Consider the following 18179-nt stretch of genomic DNA (forward strand, 5'->3'; position numbering starts at 1 on the left):
GGGGAGTTATGTTTTTCAAACGGAAAGGCGTCGGGAGTTCTTTCAATTCCGTAGATGAAACAAAAGAATCCAAAGTTGTGAATGTCGAGTTGGCAAAATCTGACGAAGATACGTCAGATGAGCAAAGGGCTTTATCGCCTGTTGAAGCCAAGATGAAAGCGATCGAGGAGCAGAAAAAACAGCTAGAACAAGATCTCTCGATCAAACACTACTATCACAAAAAGCTACTGGATACCTTGGATCTCGGGCTTCTATCGCACTTGCAAGAAGATCGCGCGAAAGAGGAGTTACGCGAAGCGGTCGTTCAGCTCATTGCTGAAGATCAAACACACCCGTTGAGCTCTGAAGCTCGCAATCGCGTGATACATCAAATTGAAGATGAAGTGTTTGGTCTAGGGCCGCTGGAACCGCTGCTTGAAGACCCAACGATTTCAGATATCTTGGTCAATGGTCCGAAAAATATCTTTGTCGAACGTTTTGGTAAGCTCGAGAAAACGCCACATACCTTCTTAGATGAGCGCCATCTGCGCAACATCATTGATCGCATTGTTAGCCAGGTTGGACGAAGAATCGATGAAGCATCACCAATGGTGGATGCTCGACTCAAAGACGGTTCGCGTTTCAATGCGATTATTCCTCCTCTTGCCATTGATGGCCCTTCCGTTTCTATTCGACGTTTTGCGGTTGAACGTTTGAATATGGATAACCTATTAGAGCTTGGTTCGTTATCTCCAGAGATGGCGAAGTTTCTCAATGCTGCGGTTGTGGGGGAAATGAATATCCTGATATCTGGTGGTACAGGCTCTGGTAAAACAACCACGCTGAATATTTTGTCGGGCTTCATTCCAAGTGATCAACGTATTGTGACCATTGAGGATTCGGCAGAGTTACAACTCCAACAACCACATATTATTCGCTTAGAAACACGTCCTTCTAACATCGAGGGTAAAGGCGAAATATCTCAGCGCGATTTAGTGAAAAACTCGCTACGTATGCGTCCTGACCGGATAGTTGTTGGTGAGGTTCGTGGCTCAGAAGCGGTGGATATGTTATCGGCAATGAACACGGGTCATGATGGGTCGCTGGCCACCATTCACGCGAACACACCAAGGGATGCGTTGAGCCGTATTGAGAATATGTTCTCGATGGCGGGTTGGAATGTGTCGACCAAAAACTTGAGAGCGCAGATTGCCTCCGCCATCAATATTGTCGTGCAAATGGATCGCCAAGAAGATGGTAAACGCCGCATGGTCAGCGTACAAGAAATCAATGGCATGGAAGGCGACGTTATCACCATGTCGGAGATCTTCACCTTCCAAAGAAGAGGGGTCGATCAAGAAGGCAATGTATTAGGTGATTACATGGCAACAGGGATTGTACCAAGCTGTCATGACCAATTAGTAAAACGAGGCTTAGACGTACCATTTGAAATATTCAATGAAAAAGCCCGTTAGGAGATTGCTATGGATAGTCAATTCCCCCTTTTTCTTGTGCTGCTTTTTTTGTCCGTATTCTTTATTAGCCAGGCGTTAATTCTGCCTTCTGCGGGTAAAAAGGTTAAGCATAAGCAGTTAATTAAGCGGATACACGAAAGTCATAAACACATCGATCAAGAGAGTATTTCCCTACTAAGGGAAAACTCGCTCAAAAACCTTTCTCCATTAGAGCGATGGCTTGTGAGGTTCAGCCTATTCGATAACTTTAAGAAGAAGTTGGAATTGGCTGGGATACACATGGGGTTCAGTCGGTTTATTTTTCTCACCTTCCTCGGTGGGGTTGCGGTTGGGCTATTTCTGTTCTTATTCGGGCAAGTTTGGTACCTCTGTGCCGGTGTTGCTGTCGCTTGTTGGGTGTCGGTTTACTTCTACCTACAGAAAAGAATTGCAGATCGTTTAATGAAGTTCGAAGAGCAACTACCAGAGGCGCTCGATATCATTAAGCGAGTACTACAGGCCGGTCAGCCAATTACACAAGCGTTTGGGGAAGTAGGCAGAGAGGTCAGTGCGCCGCTTGGCCCTGAGTTCATGAATACCTTTAACTTACTCAACTATGGTTATGACCTCCGCTTGGCGATTATGCAAATGTCGGAAAGAACCCCTACGGTATCCATGCTTGCTTTCTCGAGTGCGGTGTTACTGCAAAAAGAAACGGGTGGTAACTTAGTCGAAAACATTGAAAAGCTCTCTCATATCCTACGTGCTCGTTTCAAACTCGCTCGAAAAATCAAAACCATTTCTGCGGAATCTCGAATGTCGGCATGGGTATTAGTATTAGCGCCTTTTGGGTTGTACGTCATCATTTCACTCGTTCGGCCTGAGTATATTGAGCTGCTTCATACGCACCCAATGGGGATCAAAATGGTGATTGGTGGGATGGTGGCCTTATTTATCGGGACGCTGTGGATTCGTAAAATCGTCAATATTGAGGTGTAGCTATGGAAAGCATTCAAGGATGGTTAAACGGTTTTGCTGTCGGCCAAGAGACGTTACTCATGGGGTTGATCCTCATCACCACCGTGTTAGTGGTGATGACGCTGGGCTCGATAATTATCGGGGTCAACTCGCCAATTAAAAGAAAGTTAGCCGAACTGTCTGGTGATAAAAAGGAAGTCTCTCACCACAACAAAAAAATGGCTGACACATTGGAGTCGTTAGCGCCTTTAACTTCGCCAACCAGTGAAAAAGAGCGCCAAACGACACGCAATAAACTGATGCATGCTGGGTTTCATGAAAGCAATGCATTGTCGATGTTTTATGCCATTAAATCGGTCACAACAATACTAGGTGTGATGGTGGCAGCACTGGTGTATTTCTCGATTCCGGAATCTAAATATCTGTACACCTACATGGCGTTATCCGTATTTATTGGGCTTCTGATTCCTGATTTTATTTTGCGCCGAATGGTCAACAAGCGTCAGCAAGCGATTCGTGCAGGTGTGCCCGACATGCTCGATTTGCTGGTGGTTTGTACCGAATCAGGGCTTGGCTTTAATGCGGCTTTGCGTCGCGTTGCAGATGAGCTGGTTATCTCTCACCCAGAGCTTGCCGATGAAATCGACACGGTGTGCAACAAAATTAAAGCGGGTAAACCAATGCCTGAAGCCTTAAGGGAGCTAGTATTAAGGACAGGGTTAGAAGAATTGATGGGGCTGGTGAGCATGCTTAGCCACGCCTCTCGAATAGGTGGGAGCTTAGTCAACTCCTTGCGTGAGTATACCGAAGACTATAGGGATAAGCGTCAACAAGCAGCAGAAGAAATTGCTGCAAAAATCCCAGTCAAAATGATGTTTCCAATGGTGCTGTTTATTTGGCCATGTTTTTTCATCGTGGCTATTGGACCTGCGTTAATTTCATTGGCTGAGGCATTTTCTAATTAAAAAGCAAAATAGGGATCGTTATGTGGATTAAGAAATACGTCATCATCTCGTTGTTGGTGCTTACCGCATGTTCAACAACTGAACAGTCATCAGACTTCGATTCAACGCTGTACTCAGGTAAGCCCGTTGAGTCACTCACCAATGATGAACCTCCAAAAACAGAGGAGGAGGCAATCTCTCGAGGGGATATTGCATTAAGCAATAAAAATGTCGACTTAGCGTTGTATGAATACATTCGCTCGCTCTCTTTTCCTAACGCGGTCCATAAAGACAAAACCTTATACACCGTGGGGCGTATCCATTTGGCAAGAGAGAATTCAGAACTTGCGGATAAATCATTTCGAGCATCTTTAGCAGAGAACCCTGATCACATTGGTTCCCTCACAGAACTTGGCACTCTGTATACGAAACGTGGCGAAAAGGACGTCGGGAAGAGTTACTACATCCGCGCTTTGAACGCTGACCAAATTCGTATGGATGGCGATCCTATTATCACCAAAGACAACATTACAGCTGAGAGCGTTGCAACGTATCGCTATGATGATAAATCACCGGTTTCTGCTTACTCTGGTCTAGGTGTACTTTACGACATTCGTGGCGACCACGATATTGCGCAGGCATTAATTCGAAAAGCGTTGGATATTGATTCAAGAAACGTCAACGCTTTAGTCAGTCTAGGCTATTCCTACTACATGGAAAAAGCTTATTCAAAAGCGGCGCACTTTACTCAAGCTGCGCTGAGCATTAAGCCGGGGGATGAAAAGGGAATCAATAACTTGGGTCTCATTGCACTGGCAAAAGATCAACCACGACAAGCTCTGAGTATTTTTAGTCGACACATGACAGAGCCGGAAGCGCTCAACAATGTTGGTTATTTCTTGATCCTTCAAGGCAAACCAGGAGAGGCGATTCCTTATTTACAACAGGCTATTGATAAGAACCCTGCCTACTATGAACTGGCAAATAAAAACTTAGAGCGAGCATTAGCAATGGTCAGAGAGCGAGGGGATACCTCTACCGCGCTTCTCCAATAGATTCGAAGACTCTTTTAAAAGAAAGCCACTCTGTAAGATAGAGTGGCTTTTTCATTTTTGGGGACTTTTTCATTTCTGGGGAGTAGTGCCGTTGTAAAATTGTTTGTTCAATTAGCCGTTCATTCGCTTCTTTCAGGGTAAGAAGCATAGCGCCGCAAAGCCCAACCAACTATCTTCCATAACATCACCGTCAAGAGTGTTGCGAGGTAGCCATCAATCGCATAATGCCAGGCTAAATGTACCGAACCGATTTGAATGATGACTGCGAAAGCGTAAGCAAAGTAGCCGATGGTTTTGTTGAGTCTATAAATTGATAGCGCCATCAAAACAGCAATGGAGACGTGCAAACTCGGCATTGCCGAAATACCAGAACCAATACCATTGGCATTGGCGATGTACTCATCCCAAAGATATTGCTGTGTAGGCAATGCCCACAATTGCCCAGCGTCCACATTGGTAAGATATTGGCTTTGGGCTTCGAGCGTTTTCATCAGAGGAACAAACTGTTCATCTCCAGTGATAAGCTCCACGTAGCAAGGACCTGCTGAAGAGAGTAACGTGGCGAAGAAGACACCAAGAATCATCCAAGACAATGCGAACGTGAGTAAAAATTGTTGCCTTACCAACGGGTATTTTTTGTAGATAAGGAAAAAGATGAGTATACCCCACATACAAAAAAACCATGCGTTGTAGGCAACGTTTAGCGCCAGTGAGGCCCAAGCATTGGAGAACAATGCATGGGTCAATTCCCAAGGTGCAAAGCCGAAGTGCAACAGCGTATCAATATTCGCAAAGGTTAGATCCCATTTAAAAGGATTGATGATTGGAATAAGCGATTTCAAAAACGTGTGGTTAGAGAAAATCAGGTTAAGTGCCATCATCGAAACAAACATTGATACAGGGCGGTGCAGTGGAAAAATAAGATGCTTCAGTTTTCGTATGAAGCGCTTTGCAGGCTGTTTTTCTTTGCGCAGTATGAGATAGAAATAATAATAGATACACCAGCTTAAACCTGTGACATACAAAGCTTGCATGAGCGTTTCAAGGTAAGTGGTAAAAGAGTAATCAATAGGGAAATCGAGATATAAAGAACAAAGATAAATGACAGCAGTCGAGATAAAGCAATAGGTGTAGAAAATCTTATCGATCAATAACTCGTTCTTCATAGACTGGAGCCAAGTCGCTGCTTTTTGCTGCCAACTTACGTTGATCTGGTAATTGTTGTCTTGTTCCATCGACGATCCATCATCTCTATCCTTCCAATGTCATTAAGCTTAGTTGAGAAAACGGGCGCTTGTATTTAAGTGCCCGCTAAGAGTTTGTCGTTTAAGATTTTTACATCATGCCCGTGACAAGGCCTGCCACCACAAAAAACACGATCATCCACAGCACCGAAAGGTTGAGCTTTTTGTGTAGATAGAAACCCGCAATCACTAACGCCATGTCGATGGGAGCAACAACTGCGCTGCTAAATACTGGCTGGTAAAGTGCCGCGAGTAGCAACCCTACAACTGAGGCATTTACACCGTTGATGGCGCCGGAGACCAGCGGTTTGCCTGCCAGTGCTTGCCAGTTTTTAAGAACGCCAAGCAGTAAAAGAAACCCTGGGAGGAATACGCCAAGCGTTGCGATCAGCGCACCTAAAATTGGCGTATCCGAAAGCTCATAACCGATAAAAGTCGCAAAGGTGAACATTGGCCCCGGTACAGCTTGTGCAGCGGCGTAGCCTGTTAAAAATGCATCTTGGCTGAGCTGGTCGCCAACAATGTTTTGTAGAAGCGGCAGCACCACATGACCGCCACCAAACACTAAACTACCAGCTTGGAAAAAATCACTAAACAGTCCAAGCAAAGGTAACGTATGAGCCACTAACGGTAAGCCGAGCAAAAGCACCGTAAATAGAGCCAATGGTGCGATAGACGGTTTAAACGGCTCGGCTGATGGCGCGGAGTCTTTCTTCAGATATCGCATGCCGACAAAACCTGCTGCGAGCAACACGAGCATTTGCGTCATGATGCTTGGTGCCACCAGCAACGCAATCGCAGTCGCGACGCACAAACCCGCGGTCAGTTTGCCTTGGCAGAAGTTTTTGTACATGCCCCAAGCCGCATCCGCCACGACGACGACTGCGAGCAGTTTTAGGCCGTGAACGATGTTTTGGAACACTGCTGTGTCGGTGATTTGGCTGCTCACCATTGCCAGCGCCAACATGATTATCACCGAAGGAAGCGTGAATCCGACAAATGCTGCGCATGCGCCACCTAAACCGCCACGTTTATAGCCTAAAGCAAAGCCAACTTGGCTTGAGCCCGGTCCCGGCAAAAACTGACTGAGCGCGACAATTTGCGCGTACTCGCTGTCATCAAGCCATTTCAGTTTCTCAACAAAGGTTTGGCGAAAATAACCAATATGAGCCGCAGGGCCGCCGAAGCTGAACCAACCTAGCCAGAAAAAAGTTTTGAAGATGGTGAACATGTCGAGCCTGTTTATCTAAAAAGCATTGTTGCTAATTTATCGAATGCTCTAAAATGACTCAAATTGATAAATTTAATTTCATCTATGAATGAAATGGGATAAAGGTGTTGAGGTGAAAGAGGACATTCAGTGGCGCAACATTGACTTGAACTTATTGGTGACGTTTTCCTACTTGTATCGACATCGAAGCGTTAGCGTCGCGGCAGAGAAAAGTTACGTTAGCCAGTCGGCGATGAGTCATAGTTTGTCTCGTTTAAGGTTGTTGTTTGACGACCCGCTTTTTGAGCGAAAAGGACACAAGATGGAGCCCACCGAGCACGCTCACCACATCGCGCCAACCGTGCATCATTTGCTGGACTCTATCGCCAAAGACTTGCTCACTAAGTCTGCTTTCCAACCTGAAAATTACGCGGGTGTATGTCGCATCGGATTAACGGATTATGCCGAGTTTATCTTTGCTCCTCGGCTTTATGACGAAATACGCCAGCGCGCACCAGAGGCGCAGATCAGTTTTATTAACGTCAATCGTAGCAACTACGTGGCATTAACTGAGCACGAAAAGCTCGACGTCATTATTGGCAGTATGCCGGTGTTGGATGACAACTTTGAGAGCTTGTACTTGTACACGGAAAAACACGTGTGTATGTGTGATAAACAGGTATTGAAAGGGGAAACACAGCTGTCTCTGGAAGCGTTCGCGAACATAGAGCAAGCTCTGGTAAGTCCCGATGGGAGCTTAAAGACACAAGTAGACCAAAAGCTCGCAGAACATGGCTTGAGCCGTAAAGTCACCGTGGCGTCGCGCAACTTTCTCACTATTCGGCATTTATTGAAAAAGCGCGATCTCATTGCCATCGTGCCAGAAAAAATGGCGTTGGCGGAGGGCTTTTCGGACGATCTCATTACTGTTAAGCCGCCGCTCGCTGTTGCGGATTTTGATATTGCCATGCTGTGGCATTCCAGCCGAAACAATGAAGAAAAAGGGATTTGGCTACGCGAGTTGGTTTCTTCGACCATCACCTCTCACATATAAAAAGGGCACCAAAGGGTGCCCAGAATGTTTGTCATTGAGAGTCTGTGTTATACCGCTTGCGAAGCTGGCGCGGCCTCTTTTATACGCTCTTCCTGATTCAATGATTTTTCGTATTGGCTGTACTTCCACCAAGCAAAGCCAAGGAAAATCACGATACCGCCAACGTTGTAGAAAATGATGGTCATGATGTCGGCCCCAGTAGGGAAGGTCGATGCTAAGAAACCAACTGTAAAGATAGCGATCAGTACCGATACGGTAGCGATGCCCATTTTGCGTGAGCCCATTTTGAAATCACGCTCGACGTGATCCAGTTTCAAGCGCAGATTCAGGTAAGCCAGCATGATGAACAGCGGTGGCAGCATGGATGCCGCCGCGGTCATGTTGATCACGGTGTTCATCAGATCTTGAGCGGTGTTAGAACCTAATGTTGGGATGATCATCAATGGGATAACGATAAGGAACTGATACCAAGCTGCGCGAGCTGGCACGCCGTTTTCGTTCAGCTCTACGGTTTTCTTACCAAAAATGCCTTCTGGAATCTCAGAGAAGAAGATTTTCACTGGCGTTGCTGTCCACATCAGTAGAGAGCCAAACATAGCGGTAAAGGATACCAAGCCTACGAAGCGGTTCATCAATATTTCTGGCAAACCAAAGTACGCAGCCAAACCTTCAAATACTTGTACCGAGCCGCCCGTGTATTTTAGGGTTTCGCTAGGAACAAATACGTTAATCAAAACAGACGCAACTGAGTAAAGCACGCCGATAAAGATACCTGCGATGATGATGACTTTAACGAACGATTTCGAGCCGCCTTTCACATCGTTTACGTAAACCGCGACCGATTCCGCACCGCCTGCCGCCATAAAGATCCATGTAGTAATGCCTAAAAATGCCCAGCTGAAATCAGGGATCATCGCTTCTACAGTAATTGGGTCAGCTGGTTCTACGCCGCCGATCAACGCTGCGCCAGCCAGTAAAATGTACGACATTGTCAGTAGCAGCATGAGGGAGGAGGTCACCGACGTAATTGGCCCCAACATTTTCGCGCCGTTCGTCGATACGTAGGTCGCAAACGCAAACAAAATCATACTGAGCACGGTAGTGGTGAATGGCGTCAGAATGTATTCATAGCCCAAGAACGCGTAAGACGCATAAGCGATAACACGCGGCAGCAAGGACGTGAAGAAGAATAGGTTAACGAACCAGTAAGTGTAGGCAGAGATAAACGCCCAGCGACCGCCGAGTGAGCTTTTTACCCATGCGTAGACCCCCGCCTCAGAATCTTTATTCAGAGATACGAATTCTGCGATGATCAAACAGAAAGGGATGAAATAAAAAATGGTCGCCAGAAAGAACATTGGCGCAGAAGCTAGACCGATCTCGATGTTGTTATTGATTACGTTATTAAAGCTAAATACTGCGGCAAAGGTGAGGGATAACAACCCGAATTTACCTATCGTATTACGTTTGGATTCAGACATGTTCTATCTCCGGTGAATCACGTTGGAATTGTAGGGAGGAAGGGCTTGTAATGCTGTGACCACAGCCCTTCTCTTGTTTTATTTATTTAGGAAGTAGCCATCTTCGATGGTCACTTTGAGCACCACTTTTCTTACGCGGTTGTCTCCATGGAAGCGGTACGCTTCACTGTTTTCAAAAATCGCCACTTGGCCTTCGCAAAGCTCACGTGTTTCACCCTGACCAGAAAAAAATTCGCGGTCAGTTTCATCACGATAAGTTTGTTCTCGTGTCAACGCGGTTTTATCCGCGAACTCAACGGTTTCTCGGCCTTCGAGGTAGTAATGCACATCGAAGTAACGACGGTTACCGATGAACATTTCGGTTTGTTTCGCGATGCCATCTTCAACCATGTACACCAGTGAATCGCCAATCGAGTGCATCACGCCATCTTTGATGTTGCCGATGTTGCCAATGGCTTCCACACAGCGGTTCCATTTACGACCGTTGCGATATACCTGTTTGAATTGCTCTAAGCTGTCTAACACGATCATGGATTACGCCTCGTTGACTGATTGAGTATTGGTTTGAGTGAAAAATGCGTTGTCGAAATCATGGTTTGCCATCACTTGTGCGTTGCAATCGCCTGCTTGCAGTGGCATCAGCGTCAAACCGTAACGGAACTCGTCCATGTACACGCGGTAAGAGTCGAGCACTTCACTGCCCCATGAGTTCGAGCCTAACCCCATCACTTGATGGTCAAGATTAAGGGTGATGTAGCCACTCTTTTCTAGCTCGATCGTATGTTGCGCTTCATGCAGATTTTGGTTGGTGTAGAACCACGCGCTGAAGTTGATTTCTTGCTGAGGTTTCACCAATAACCCTGTGCCATGACGGTTGGTGAGCGATGCCCAGCGCACGTGTTGGCGGTTGCCGTTGTTTTGCGGGAACGGGTAGTTCTCGAACATGTCCGCCACATTGGTGTGGTAAACATCAATGAGGTTAGCTTGGCGACTGTCTTGGTAGTTTTCTTCTGGGCCGCGACCGTAGTAACTCACTTGATCAAAGCTGCCGTTGATGCCCAAATCCAAGCCGATGACCGGAATCACGTGAGGGTAGTCGCCGTAGCGTTCGCCACTCAGTTCCACGTTCAAATGGCCTTGAGCATTGATTTGATAGCGATAGGTACAACGCATGCCAAAATCAAAGACCGGCGGCGCAATGATGCTGGTGGTCGTAATCAAGACGGAATCATTGGTTGCTTCCACAGCAAGTGTGCGGAAGTGCTCCTGCATGATTTGCAGATGCGCTGGATGCCACAAACCTTCATACTCTTGTTTGTGGTTATCAATCATCGGTTTGAAGAAGTTCAGTCTAGGCTCTGATTGAATGATCTCTTCGCCATTTACGCGCCAAGAAGTCAGCTTGCCGTTTACTTTCGAGAAAGTAAGCGCGAAGTTATGACCTGTGATCACGTGCTCTAGGCGGCTTTCTTCAAGCGCCAAGGGTTGAATATTGTGGTTGACCAGCGCAGGCAACGTCGCGGTGTTTTCTTTCAGTTGGAACTGATACACCGCAATTTCATGGTTGGCTTCGCTGTAAAGCGTGCGACTGTCTTTGCGTACGGTGAAGTTAACAAAGGCTTCGCGCTCATCCAATTCTGGCAAGTCGATGGTCACTTCACGTTCGCTGTTGGCGACCAAAGCTTCGACTTTGAATTGCACGCTACGCAGGGTTTCACCTTCGGCACGCACGTCAGCAGTAATGGTGTAATCATCGAGGCTGGTGAACCACAATTTGTTCTCAACGATAAAGCGGTCATAGCAACCTTCAACGGCGCGGATTTTCACCGGTGCAATGACTTGTTTGTATTCTTTGAGACCTGGGCCTGGGGTTTGATCTGGGTAAATCAGACCATCCATGCAGAAGTTGTAGTTGTTTGGGTAGTCGCCGTAATCGCCGCCATATTTGTAGAACTCTTGGCCGTGTTCATCACGCGCTAGAATGCCGTGATCACACCATTCCCAAACGTAGTGACCTTGAATGTGGTCGTGCGCATAGAACACGTTTTGGTATTCGGTTAAACCACCCGGCCCGTTACCCATCGCGTGTGCGTATTCGCAGATAATGCGTGGCTTCTCGTGTGGGTGTTCGCCAAAGTAATTCATCAGTTGAGCGCGTGAGTACATAGTGGAAATCACATCCACCACTTCAGCATCGCGGTCTTCTTCGTAGTGAACCAAACGGGTGTCATCAAGGGCTTTGGTTGCGGCGTACATGGCGCGGATGTTACAGCCATAACCCGATTCGTTACCGAGTGACCACATGATGATAGAAGGGTGGTTCTTTTGCGCATGAACATGACGCACTGCGCGATCGACAAACACCGCTTCCCAAGCAGGATCATTGGTGATACGGCTCAGGTCGCCAACGTTGGCAAAACCGTGGGTTTCCACATCGGTTTCTGCCATCACAAACAGGCCGTAAATATCACACAGCTCGTAGAAGCGTGGGTCGTTCGGGTAGTGTGCGGTGCGAACCGAGTTGATGTTGTGTTGCTTCATCAAAATCAGATCTTTTTCCACGCGGTCCATGCCCACTGCGCGACCTTTTAGGTGGTCGTTGTCATGACGGTTTACACCATGCAGCATCATGTATTGATTGTTGATGTAAAACAGGCCATCGCGCACTTTGATGTCACGGAACCCCACGCGTTGTGGGATCACTTCCACTACGTTGCCTTGGTGATCTTTTAAGGTAATGAACAAGTGGTAAAGGTAAGGATTTTCAGCCGTCCAATGTGTTGGGCTCACCATATCAATCGCAAAGCTTGTTGAGTGGTGGTTTTGGATGGTCAGTGAATCGCATTGACCACTGGCTACGACAGTGCCTTTGTCATGCAGCGCGTATTCCAGCGTGTAGCCAGACGCGATAGCGGTGGAAAGGTTTTCCAATTCGACTTGAGCACTGAGCGTCGCACTTTGGTAATCGTCGGCGAAATCGGTGCGAATTGTTAGGTCTTGGACGTGAACCTGCTCTTTGCCCACAAGGTAAACATCGCGGAAGATCCCCGCCGTCCACCACATGTCTTGGTCTTCAATGTAAGTGGAATCGGCCCACAGCATCACGCGTACAGAGAGCAAGTTTTCGCCTTGGTGTGCGTAGGCAGAAATGTCGAACTCCGCAGTAAGACGGCTGCCTTTGCTAAAGCCGACGTACTCGCCGTTTACGTACACTTCAAAGTAGGTTTCCACGCCATCGAACTTGATGATGGTTTGTTGGTTATCCCACTGTGGACCAAGTGTAAATGTGCGTTGATAAGCGCCCGTTGGGTTGTCGGTTGGTACAAACGGGACGTCGATCGGGAATGGGAAGCCTTCATCGGTGTATTGCAGATCGCCGTGGCCTTCCATTTGCCACATGTTTGGGACGGTAATGTGTCCTCAGTCGTTCATTGTTTGTGAGTAAAACGCATCAGGCACCAACATTGGGTTGGTGAAATAACGGAATGTCCATTGGCCGCTGAGCAACATAAAGCGGCGACTCAGTTCACGTTGAAAGGTTTGTGCGCTCTGAACAGAGTCGTAGGAGAAAAAGTACGCACGTGGTGCCATACGATTCTCGTGTAAGTGTTGGAAGTTTTCCCAATTGTTCACGTTTTGATCTCCCCTCGGCTTGGTGCGCTTATGTTGGAGTGCGGATTGGTTTCATCGCGGCTCAACATCAGTGCAAAAATAACGGCCGATGTATTGTGAAAAATGCTTATGAATAATCTGAGAAAGATATTAGTAAAAGTTTTACTAAAATAAATCAGTGAAAACGTTTTACTTTAACTTGGTCACGTTTTAAATGACCAATGTTGAGCAAGATGTGATCAGCGTAAAGGAATGAGATCTAGATTGTTTTGGAAAGTAAAAACAGTAAAAATTCGGTAGAAAATAAAAGAAGAAATAAAAAAGCACTGAAAATTCAGTGCTTTATTTGAACAGTTTTGAGGGTGTTTTTATCGAGTTGTGCCGCGTAGCTTGAGCTTGCTTGGAACGTGCACTTGAAGGGGCAGTGCGCGTCCGTCACGGTATTTTTCTACTAACAAGTTCACGCCTTGAATCCCCATCATTTCAGAATGAATACGAACGGTAGATAGAGGTGGGAAGGTAAAGCGCGCGGTAGGGATGTCGTTCACGCTGATCAGCGCAATATCATCAGGAATGTTTAAACCAAACTCATGCACTGCTCGTAACACACCAATCGCAATGGAGTCCGAAGCAATGAACATCGCTTTTGGGAAATCGCCTTTGGCCAGCATCTCTTTCGCTAAGTCATAACCGGACAAGCTAGAGAAATCGCCACGATAAATGTCGTCTTCAGAAACCACACCTTTTAGGCTGCCGTAGTCCACAAACGCATTTTCACGAATGTCTGCGGTGTTGGGCTCGTCTTGTCCACCAATAAATCCGATGCGCTCGTAGCCTTGTTGTACAAAGAAATCAACCACTTGCTTGCTGATTCTTACAAGATCGATATCAACGCAATCGTAAGGACTAGTTGGATCTGAAAAGTCGATGTAACAGATGCTATCGGCTAAGCGTTTAGGTAACTTATTGACCACTTTTTGGTCGACTTTTCCGACTAAAAGGACACCCGTGATCTTTTGCGTTTCAACATCAATTTCGCTGTTGTAGCAATTGGTTAGCGTAATGCCGAGTTTGTCGCACTGAGTTTCAATCCCATGACGAATCGACAAGTAGTACGGGTCATTCACTTCTGCTTCTTGTTTGTAATTGTACAAGGCCAAAAAGTGATGTTTTTGCTTGGCTTCTTTGGTGGCTTTCTTCGAACTGCTGGTGCGGTACTCCAGCTTTTCTGCGATTTCTAAAATGCGGCGTTTGGTTTCTTCTTTAACGCTCAACGTCGGATCGTCATTCAAAACTCGCGATACAGTTGCAAGTGAGACGCCCGCTTCAGTGGCGATATCTTTTAGTGTTGCCATGTACATTTCCCGTTGGCATTGCTCACAGTCCAAGTGAGAACTCAATAATCTGGCTATTGTAAACAGCTACTTAGGGATGCACAAACTTTTAGTAAAATCGTGCGATCCATGAAAGAGAGCGGTATCTGTTCGACTCATCTTCACTGCTCATCATCTTCCCGGTTTAATTTAACTAAAGTCTGCATCTAAAATAAGGCTTTCGTGTAATTTTGTGGAAACGTTTACACAATTTGAATTCGATCACGGATCTGGATCGAGATTGGTTGCTAGACTTTTAGCCAGTTAAGAAATGGGCGTACCGATTCGATGCAATGGCGATTGGCTTTTAGCGCATCAGAGTGAGGTATGAACAGAAAGCAGCAAACGTGGAGAAGCAAAAGTGAAAGTTCTTGTCACAGGCGGTATGGGATACATCGGTACTCACACTTGCGTTCAGATGATTGAAGCGGGAATGGAACCTATCATCGTCGACAACTTGTGTAACGCCAAACTGGACGTGTTAAACCGTATTGAAGCGCTGACTGGCAAACAGCCTGCGTTCCACCAAGGTGACATCCGTGACGAAGCCTTTTTGGATACGGTATTCGCGCAGCACGACATCCAAGCCGTGATCCACTTTGCTGGCCTCAAAGCAGTTGGCGAATCGGTGGCAAAACCACTTGAGTACTACGACAACAACGTCAATGGCTCATTGGTGTTAGCGCGCAGTATGCGTAAAGCGGGCGTGAAAAGCATCGTATTCAGTTCATCGGCAACGGTTTACGGTGACCCTGAAATAGTGCCGATTACGGAAGACTCACCAACAGGCGCAACCACCAATCCATACGGACGCAGCAAATATATGGTGGAGCAGTGCTTAAGCGATCTGTTCCATGCTGAAAACGACTGGAGCATCACCTTACTGCGTTACTTCAACCCAGTTGGCGCGCACCCATCGGGCAGCATGGGGGAAGACCCACAAGGCATTCCCAATAACCTGATGCCATTTATCGCCCAAGTCGCTGTTGGTCGCCGAGAAAAACTCGCGGTATTCGGTAGCGACTACCCAACCCCTGACGGCACTGGCGTACGTGATTACATCCATGTGATGGATCTGGCCGACGGCCACATCGCCGCATTGAAATCGGTGGGTGAGAAATCGGGTTTGCACATTTACAACTTAGGTACAGGTAAAGGCTCGAGCGTACTTGAGATGGTGGATGCGTTCGCGGCCGCTTGCGGTAAACCTGTGCCTTACGAGTTATGCCCGCGTCGTCCTGGGGATATTGCTGAATGTTGGGCAAGCACGGAAAAAGCTGAGCGTGAACTAGGCTGGAAAGCAACACGCACGGTAGCTGAAATGACTGTCGATACGTGGAACTGGCAGTCAAATAACCCTAGTGGCTATTCCCCTGCGTAGTTTATGTCACCGCATTGTTGTCTGCACTTTCCAATTCCATTGAGAAATGCAGATGAAAGAGTTCTTAAAAGTTGAGTAAGTAACATGTCGAATGTCGAATTTAACCCAGTGGATCATCCACACCGCCGTTACAACCCTCTGACTGGGCAATGGATTTTGGTTTCACCTCACCGTGCAAAACGCCCTTGGAGCGGCGCAGATGAAAAGCCCGCATTGGATGAGCTACCAAGCTATGACGGTAAATGTTTCCTTTGTCCAACCAACGAACGTATCTCTGGCGATGTCAATCCAGACTACCAAGGCACCTATGTGTTCAATAACGATTTTGCTGCGCTGATGGTGGATTCACCAGATGCACCAGAGTCAAACAACCCGCTATTCAAAACGCAAGGTGTGCGTGGTTTGAGCCGAGTGATTTGCTTCTCGCCAGATCACAGCAAAACCTTACCGGAGCTGCCAGTGGATAATATTCGTGGCGTGATTGATACATGGAATGAGCAAATTGAAGAGCTAGGCAAAGAGTACGTTTGGGTTCAGGCGTTCGAAAACAAAGGCGAAACCATGGGCTGTTCTCAGCCGCATCCACACGGTCAAATCTGGGCGAACAGCTTCTTACCAAATGAGATCGAGCGCAAAGAGCACAACCTAAAAGCCTACTACCAAGAACACGGCAGCAACTTGCTGGTGGATTACGTACAAGCGGAACTCAAAGACGGCTCACGCATCGTGGTGGAAACCGAACACTGGCTGGCGGTGGTGCCTTACTGGGCTGCTTGGCCGTTCGAAACCATGTTGTTGCCGAAAACGCACATTCGTCGCATGAGCGAACTCAGCGATGAGCAACGAGACGATTTAGCGCGAGCGATTAAGAAGCTGACCAGCCGTTACGACAATTTATTCCAATGCTCTTTCCCTTACTCAATGGGCTGGCACTACGCACCGTTTTTTGACCAAGGCACAGACATCGACCATTGGCAGCTTCATGCACTTTTTTATCCGCCACTACTGCGCAGTGCCACGGTTCGTAAGTTCATGGTGGGCTACGAAATGCTGGCAGAAAGCCAACGTGACCTCACCGCAGAGCAAGCGGCGCAGCGTCTGCGTGATGTGAGTGATGTCCATTACAAAGAATGCTAAGTCTTTAAATTGGACTGATTACGAATAACGGGATAGCGCGACTTTCCAGATAGAAAGTTAGGCTCAACGCGCTATCCCACACAAATTACTATTTTAAGAGAACGTCCCTATGTCTGAACTTATCCAAAATGTGAAAGCGTCATTTGAGCAAGTGTTGGGCTACGCACCTAGCCATATTATCCAAGCGCCTGGTCGTGTGAACTTGATTGGTGAGCACACCGATTACAACGATGGTTTTGTCCTACCGTGTGCCATTAACTACCAAACGGTCGTGGCGGCGGCAAAGCGTGAAGACAATATCGTGCGTGTGGTGTCGGTCGATTACGGTAACGCAATGGACGAATTCGATATCACGCAAGCCATTACTTTCCAGCAAGACAAAGTGTGGGCGAACTACATTCGCGGCGTGGTGAAGTGCCTTCTTGCACGCGGTTACGCGTTCACGGGAGCGGATATTTCAGTCAGCGGCAACGTGCCTCAAGGTGCGGGTTTGAGCTCATCGGCGGCGTTGGAAGTGGTGATTGGCCAGACGTTCAAAGTGCTGTTCAATCTTGAGATCAGCCAAGCGGAAATCGCCTTAAACGGTCAGCAAGCCGAGAACGAATTCGTTGGTTGTAACTGCGGCATCATGGACCAAATGATTTCAGCGGAAGGGCGTGAAAATCACGCGATGCTATTGGATTGCCGTAGCTTAGAAACTGAAGCTGTCTCTATGCCAGAAGAGATGGCTGTCGTGATCATCAACTCGAATAAAAAGCGTGGTTTGGTCGACAGTGAATACAACACTCGTCGTCAGCAATGTGAAGAAGCGGCGCGCATTTTCGGTGTGAAAGCGCTGCGCGATGTGACGATTGAGCAGTTCAACGAGAAAGTTGCTGAGCTGGATGAAATGGTGGCAAAACGTGCCCGTCACGTCATCACAGAAAACGATCGTACTGTGGAAGCGGCGCAAGCGCTGCGAGCACACGACATGAAGCGTATGGGCGAGCTGATGGCCGAGTCTCATGCCTCGATGCGCGATGATTTCGAAATTACGGTAAAAGAAATCGATACGCTGGTGGAGATAGTCAAAGAGGTGATCGGCGATCAAGGCGGCGTGCGCATGACTGGCGGTGGCTTTGGTGGCTGCATCGTGGCAATTGTACCGCCAGCACTGGTTGATGACGTGAAAGCGGCAGTTGAAGCGAAGTACCAAGCCGCTACGGGCTTAAAAGAGTCGATTTATGTTTGCCAAGCCAAAAATGGTGCGGGTTTGGTTGAAGTGCTGTAAGGAATGA

13 protein-coding genes and 1 pseudogene are annotated in these 18179 nt (G+C 47.3%); 8 read left to right on the forward strand and 6 right to left on the reverse strand.

Going from position 1 to position 18179, the window contains the following annotated elements:
- The first annotated feature begins 8 nt into the window (after window positions 1-8).
- Genes NL643_RS02555 through NL643_RS02570 form a run of 4 tightly spaced genes read left to right on the forward strand, consistent with a single transcriptional unit; the run spans window position 9 to window position 4410 of the window.
- A complete protein-coding gene (locus tag NL643_RS02555) occupies window positions 9-1454 on the forward strand; it encodes a CpaF family protein (RefSeq protein ID WP_006742393.1) in 1446 nt (481 codons plus the stop codon).
- 9 nt (window positions 1455-1463) lie between these two features.
- A complete protein-coding gene (locus NL643_RS02560; RefSeq protein ID WP_006742394.1) occupies window positions 1464-2432 on the forward strand; it encodes a type II secretion system F family protein in 969 nt (322 codons plus the stop codon).
- Between the two features lie 2 nt (window positions 2433-2434).
- Window positions 2435-3376 carry a type II secretion system F family protein gene (locus NL643_RS02565; RefSeq protein WP_047008928.1) on the forward strand — a complete coding sequence of 314 codons (942 nt, stop codon included), beginning with the start codon at window positions 2435-2437 and terminating at the stop codon, window positions 3374-3376.
- A 20-nt stretch (window positions 3377-3396) separates the two neighbouring features.
- Window positions 3397-4410: a lipopolysaccharide assembly protein LapB gene (locus tag NL643_RS02570; RefSeq protein WP_006742396.1), complete on the forward strand. Its 1014-nt coding sequence runs from the start codon at window positions 3397-3399 to the stop codon at window positions 4408-4410.
- A gap of 119 nt (window positions 4411-4529) precedes the next feature.
- Here NL643_RS02570 and NL643_RS02575 read toward each other — a convergent pair whose 3' ends face one another.
- Window positions 4530-5645 (reverse strand): phosphatase PAP2 family protein, encoded by a 1116-nt coding sequence (locus tag NL643_RS02575; protein ID WP_253643854.1) that lies wholly within the window; start codon window positions 5643-5645, stop codon window positions 4530-4532.
- 100 nt (window positions 5646-5745) lie between these two features.
- Window positions 5746-6885, reverse strand: coding sequence for a chromate efflux transporter (chrA, locus tag NL643_RS02580; protein WP_253643855.1), 1140 nt, complete (start codon window positions 6883-6885; stop codon window positions 5746-5748).
- Window positions 6886-6973: 88 nt separating this feature from the next.
- On the opposite strand from chrA, the gene NL643_RS02585 reads away from it, so the two are divergent.
- A complete protein-coding gene (locus tag NL643_RS02585; RefSeq protein ID WP_253643856.1) occupies window positions 6974-7918 on the forward strand; it encodes a LysR family transcriptional regulator in 945 nt (314 codons plus the stop codon).
- Window positions 7919-7965: 47 nt separating this feature from the next.
- Here the strand turns inward: NL643_RS02585 and NL643_RS02590 are convergent, their stop codons facing one another.
- The 4 genes and pseudogenes from NL643_RS02590 to ebgR form a co-directional block, all read right to left on the reverse strand.
- Complete coding sequence (locus NL643_RS02590; protein ID WP_005456559.1) at window positions 7966-9399, reverse strand: amino acid permease; 1434 nt, start codon at window positions 9397-9399, stop codon at window positions 7966-7968.
- A 78-nt stretch (window positions 9400-9477) separates the two neighbouring features.
- Complete coding sequence (locus NL643_RS02595; RefSeq protein WP_064354265.1) at window positions 9478-9930, reverse strand: beta-galactosidase subunit beta; 453 nt, start codon at window positions 9928-9930, stop codon at window positions 9478-9480.
- Between the two features lie 3 nt (window positions 9931-9933).
- Window positions 9934-13032, reverse strand: a pseudogene (ebgA, locus tag NL643_RS02600) (beta-galactosidase subunit alpha).
- Between the two features lie 347 nt (window positions 13033-13379).
- Window positions 13380-14366, reverse strand: coding sequence for a transcriptional regulator EbgR (gene ebgR, locus NL643_RS02605; protein ID WP_140375218.1), 987 nt, complete (start codon window positions 14364-14366; stop codon window positions 13380-13382).
- A 379-nt stretch (window positions 14367-14745) separates the two neighbouring features.
- Here ebgR and galE point away from each other — a divergent pair, with 379 nt between their 5' ends.
- From galE to galK, 3 genes are all read left to right on the forward strand, one after another.
- Window positions 14746-15765 carry a UDP-glucose 4-epimerase GalE gene (galE, locus tag NL643_RS02610; RefSeq protein ID WP_253643857.1) on the forward strand — a complete coding sequence of 340 codons (1020 nt, stop codon included), beginning with the start codon at window positions 14746-14748 and terminating at the stop codon, window positions 15763-15765.
- Window positions 15766-15849: 84 nt separating this feature from the next.
- Window positions 15850-16902 carry a UDP-glucose--hexose-1-phosphate uridylyltransferase gene (locus NL643_RS02615; RefSeq protein ID WP_015297203.1) on the forward strand — a complete coding sequence of 351 codons (1053 nt, stop codon included), beginning with the start codon at window positions 15850-15852 and terminating at the stop codon, window positions 16900-16902.
- Window positions 16903-17011: 109 nt separating this feature from the next.
- Window positions 17012-18172 (forward strand): galactokinase, encoded by a 1161-nt coding sequence (gene galK / locus NL643_RS02620; RefSeq protein ID WP_253643858.1) that lies wholly within the window; start codon window positions 17012-17014, stop codon window positions 18170-18172.
- The last annotated feature ends 7 nt before the right edge of the window (window positions 18173-18179 follow it).

Origin of the sequence: Vibrio sp. Y42_MX_L11 (assembly GCF_024181785.1) — a bacterium.
GTDB lineage: Bacteria > Pseudomonadota > Gammaproteobacteria > Enterobacterales > Vibrionaceae > Vibrio > Vibrio diabolicus.

Bases quoted from the DNA above. Each gene is read 5' to 3' on its own strand.
- galK (WP_253643858.1), top strand. From the start codon at position 17,012: ATGTCTGAACTTATCCAAAATGTGAAAGCGTCATTTGAGCAAGTGTTG.
- chrA (WP_253643855.1), bottom strand. From the start codon at position 6,885: ATGTTCACCATCTTCAAAACTTTTTTCTGGCTAGGTTGGTTCAGCTTC.
- NL643_RS02595 (WP_064354265.1), bottom strand. From the start codon at position 9,930: ATGATCGTGTTAGACAGCTTAGAGCAATTCAAACAGGTATATCGCAAC.
- ebgR (WP_140375218.1), bottom strand. From the start codon at position 14,366: ATGGCAACACTAAAAGATATCGCCACTGAAGCGGGCGTCTCACTTGCA.
- NL643_RS02560 (WP_006742394.1), top strand. From the start codon at position 1,464: ATGGATAGTCAATTCCCCCTTTTTCTTGTGCTGCTTTTTTTGTCCGTA.
- NL643_RS02570 (WP_006742396.1), top strand. From the start codon at position 3,397: ATGTGGATTAAGAAATACGTCATCATCTCGTTGTTGGTGCTTACCGCA.
- NL643_RS02565 (WP_047008928.1), top strand. From the start codon at position 2,435: ATGGAAAGCATTCAAGGATGGTTAAACGGTTTTGCTGTCGGCCAAGAG.
- NL643_RS02585 (WP_253643856.1), top strand. From the start codon at position 6,974: ATGAAATGGGATAAAGGTGTTGAGGTGAAAGAGGACATTCAGTGGCGC.
- NL643_RS02575 (WP_253643854.1), bottom strand. From the start codon at position 5,645: ATGGAACAAGACAACAATTACCAGATCAACGTAAGTTGGCAGCAAAAA.
- NL643_RS02555 (WP_006742393.1), top strand. From the start codon at position 9: ATGTTTTTCAAACGGAAAGGCGTCGGGAGTTCTTTCAATTCCGTAGAT.
- NL643_RS02615 (WP_015297203.1), top strand. From the start codon at position 15,850: ATGTCGAATGTCGAATTTAACCCAGTGGATCATCCACACCGCCGTTAC.
- NL643_RS02590 (WP_005456559.1), bottom strand. From the start codon at position 9,399: ATGTCTGAATCCAAACGTAATACGATAGGTAAATTCGGGTTGTTATCC.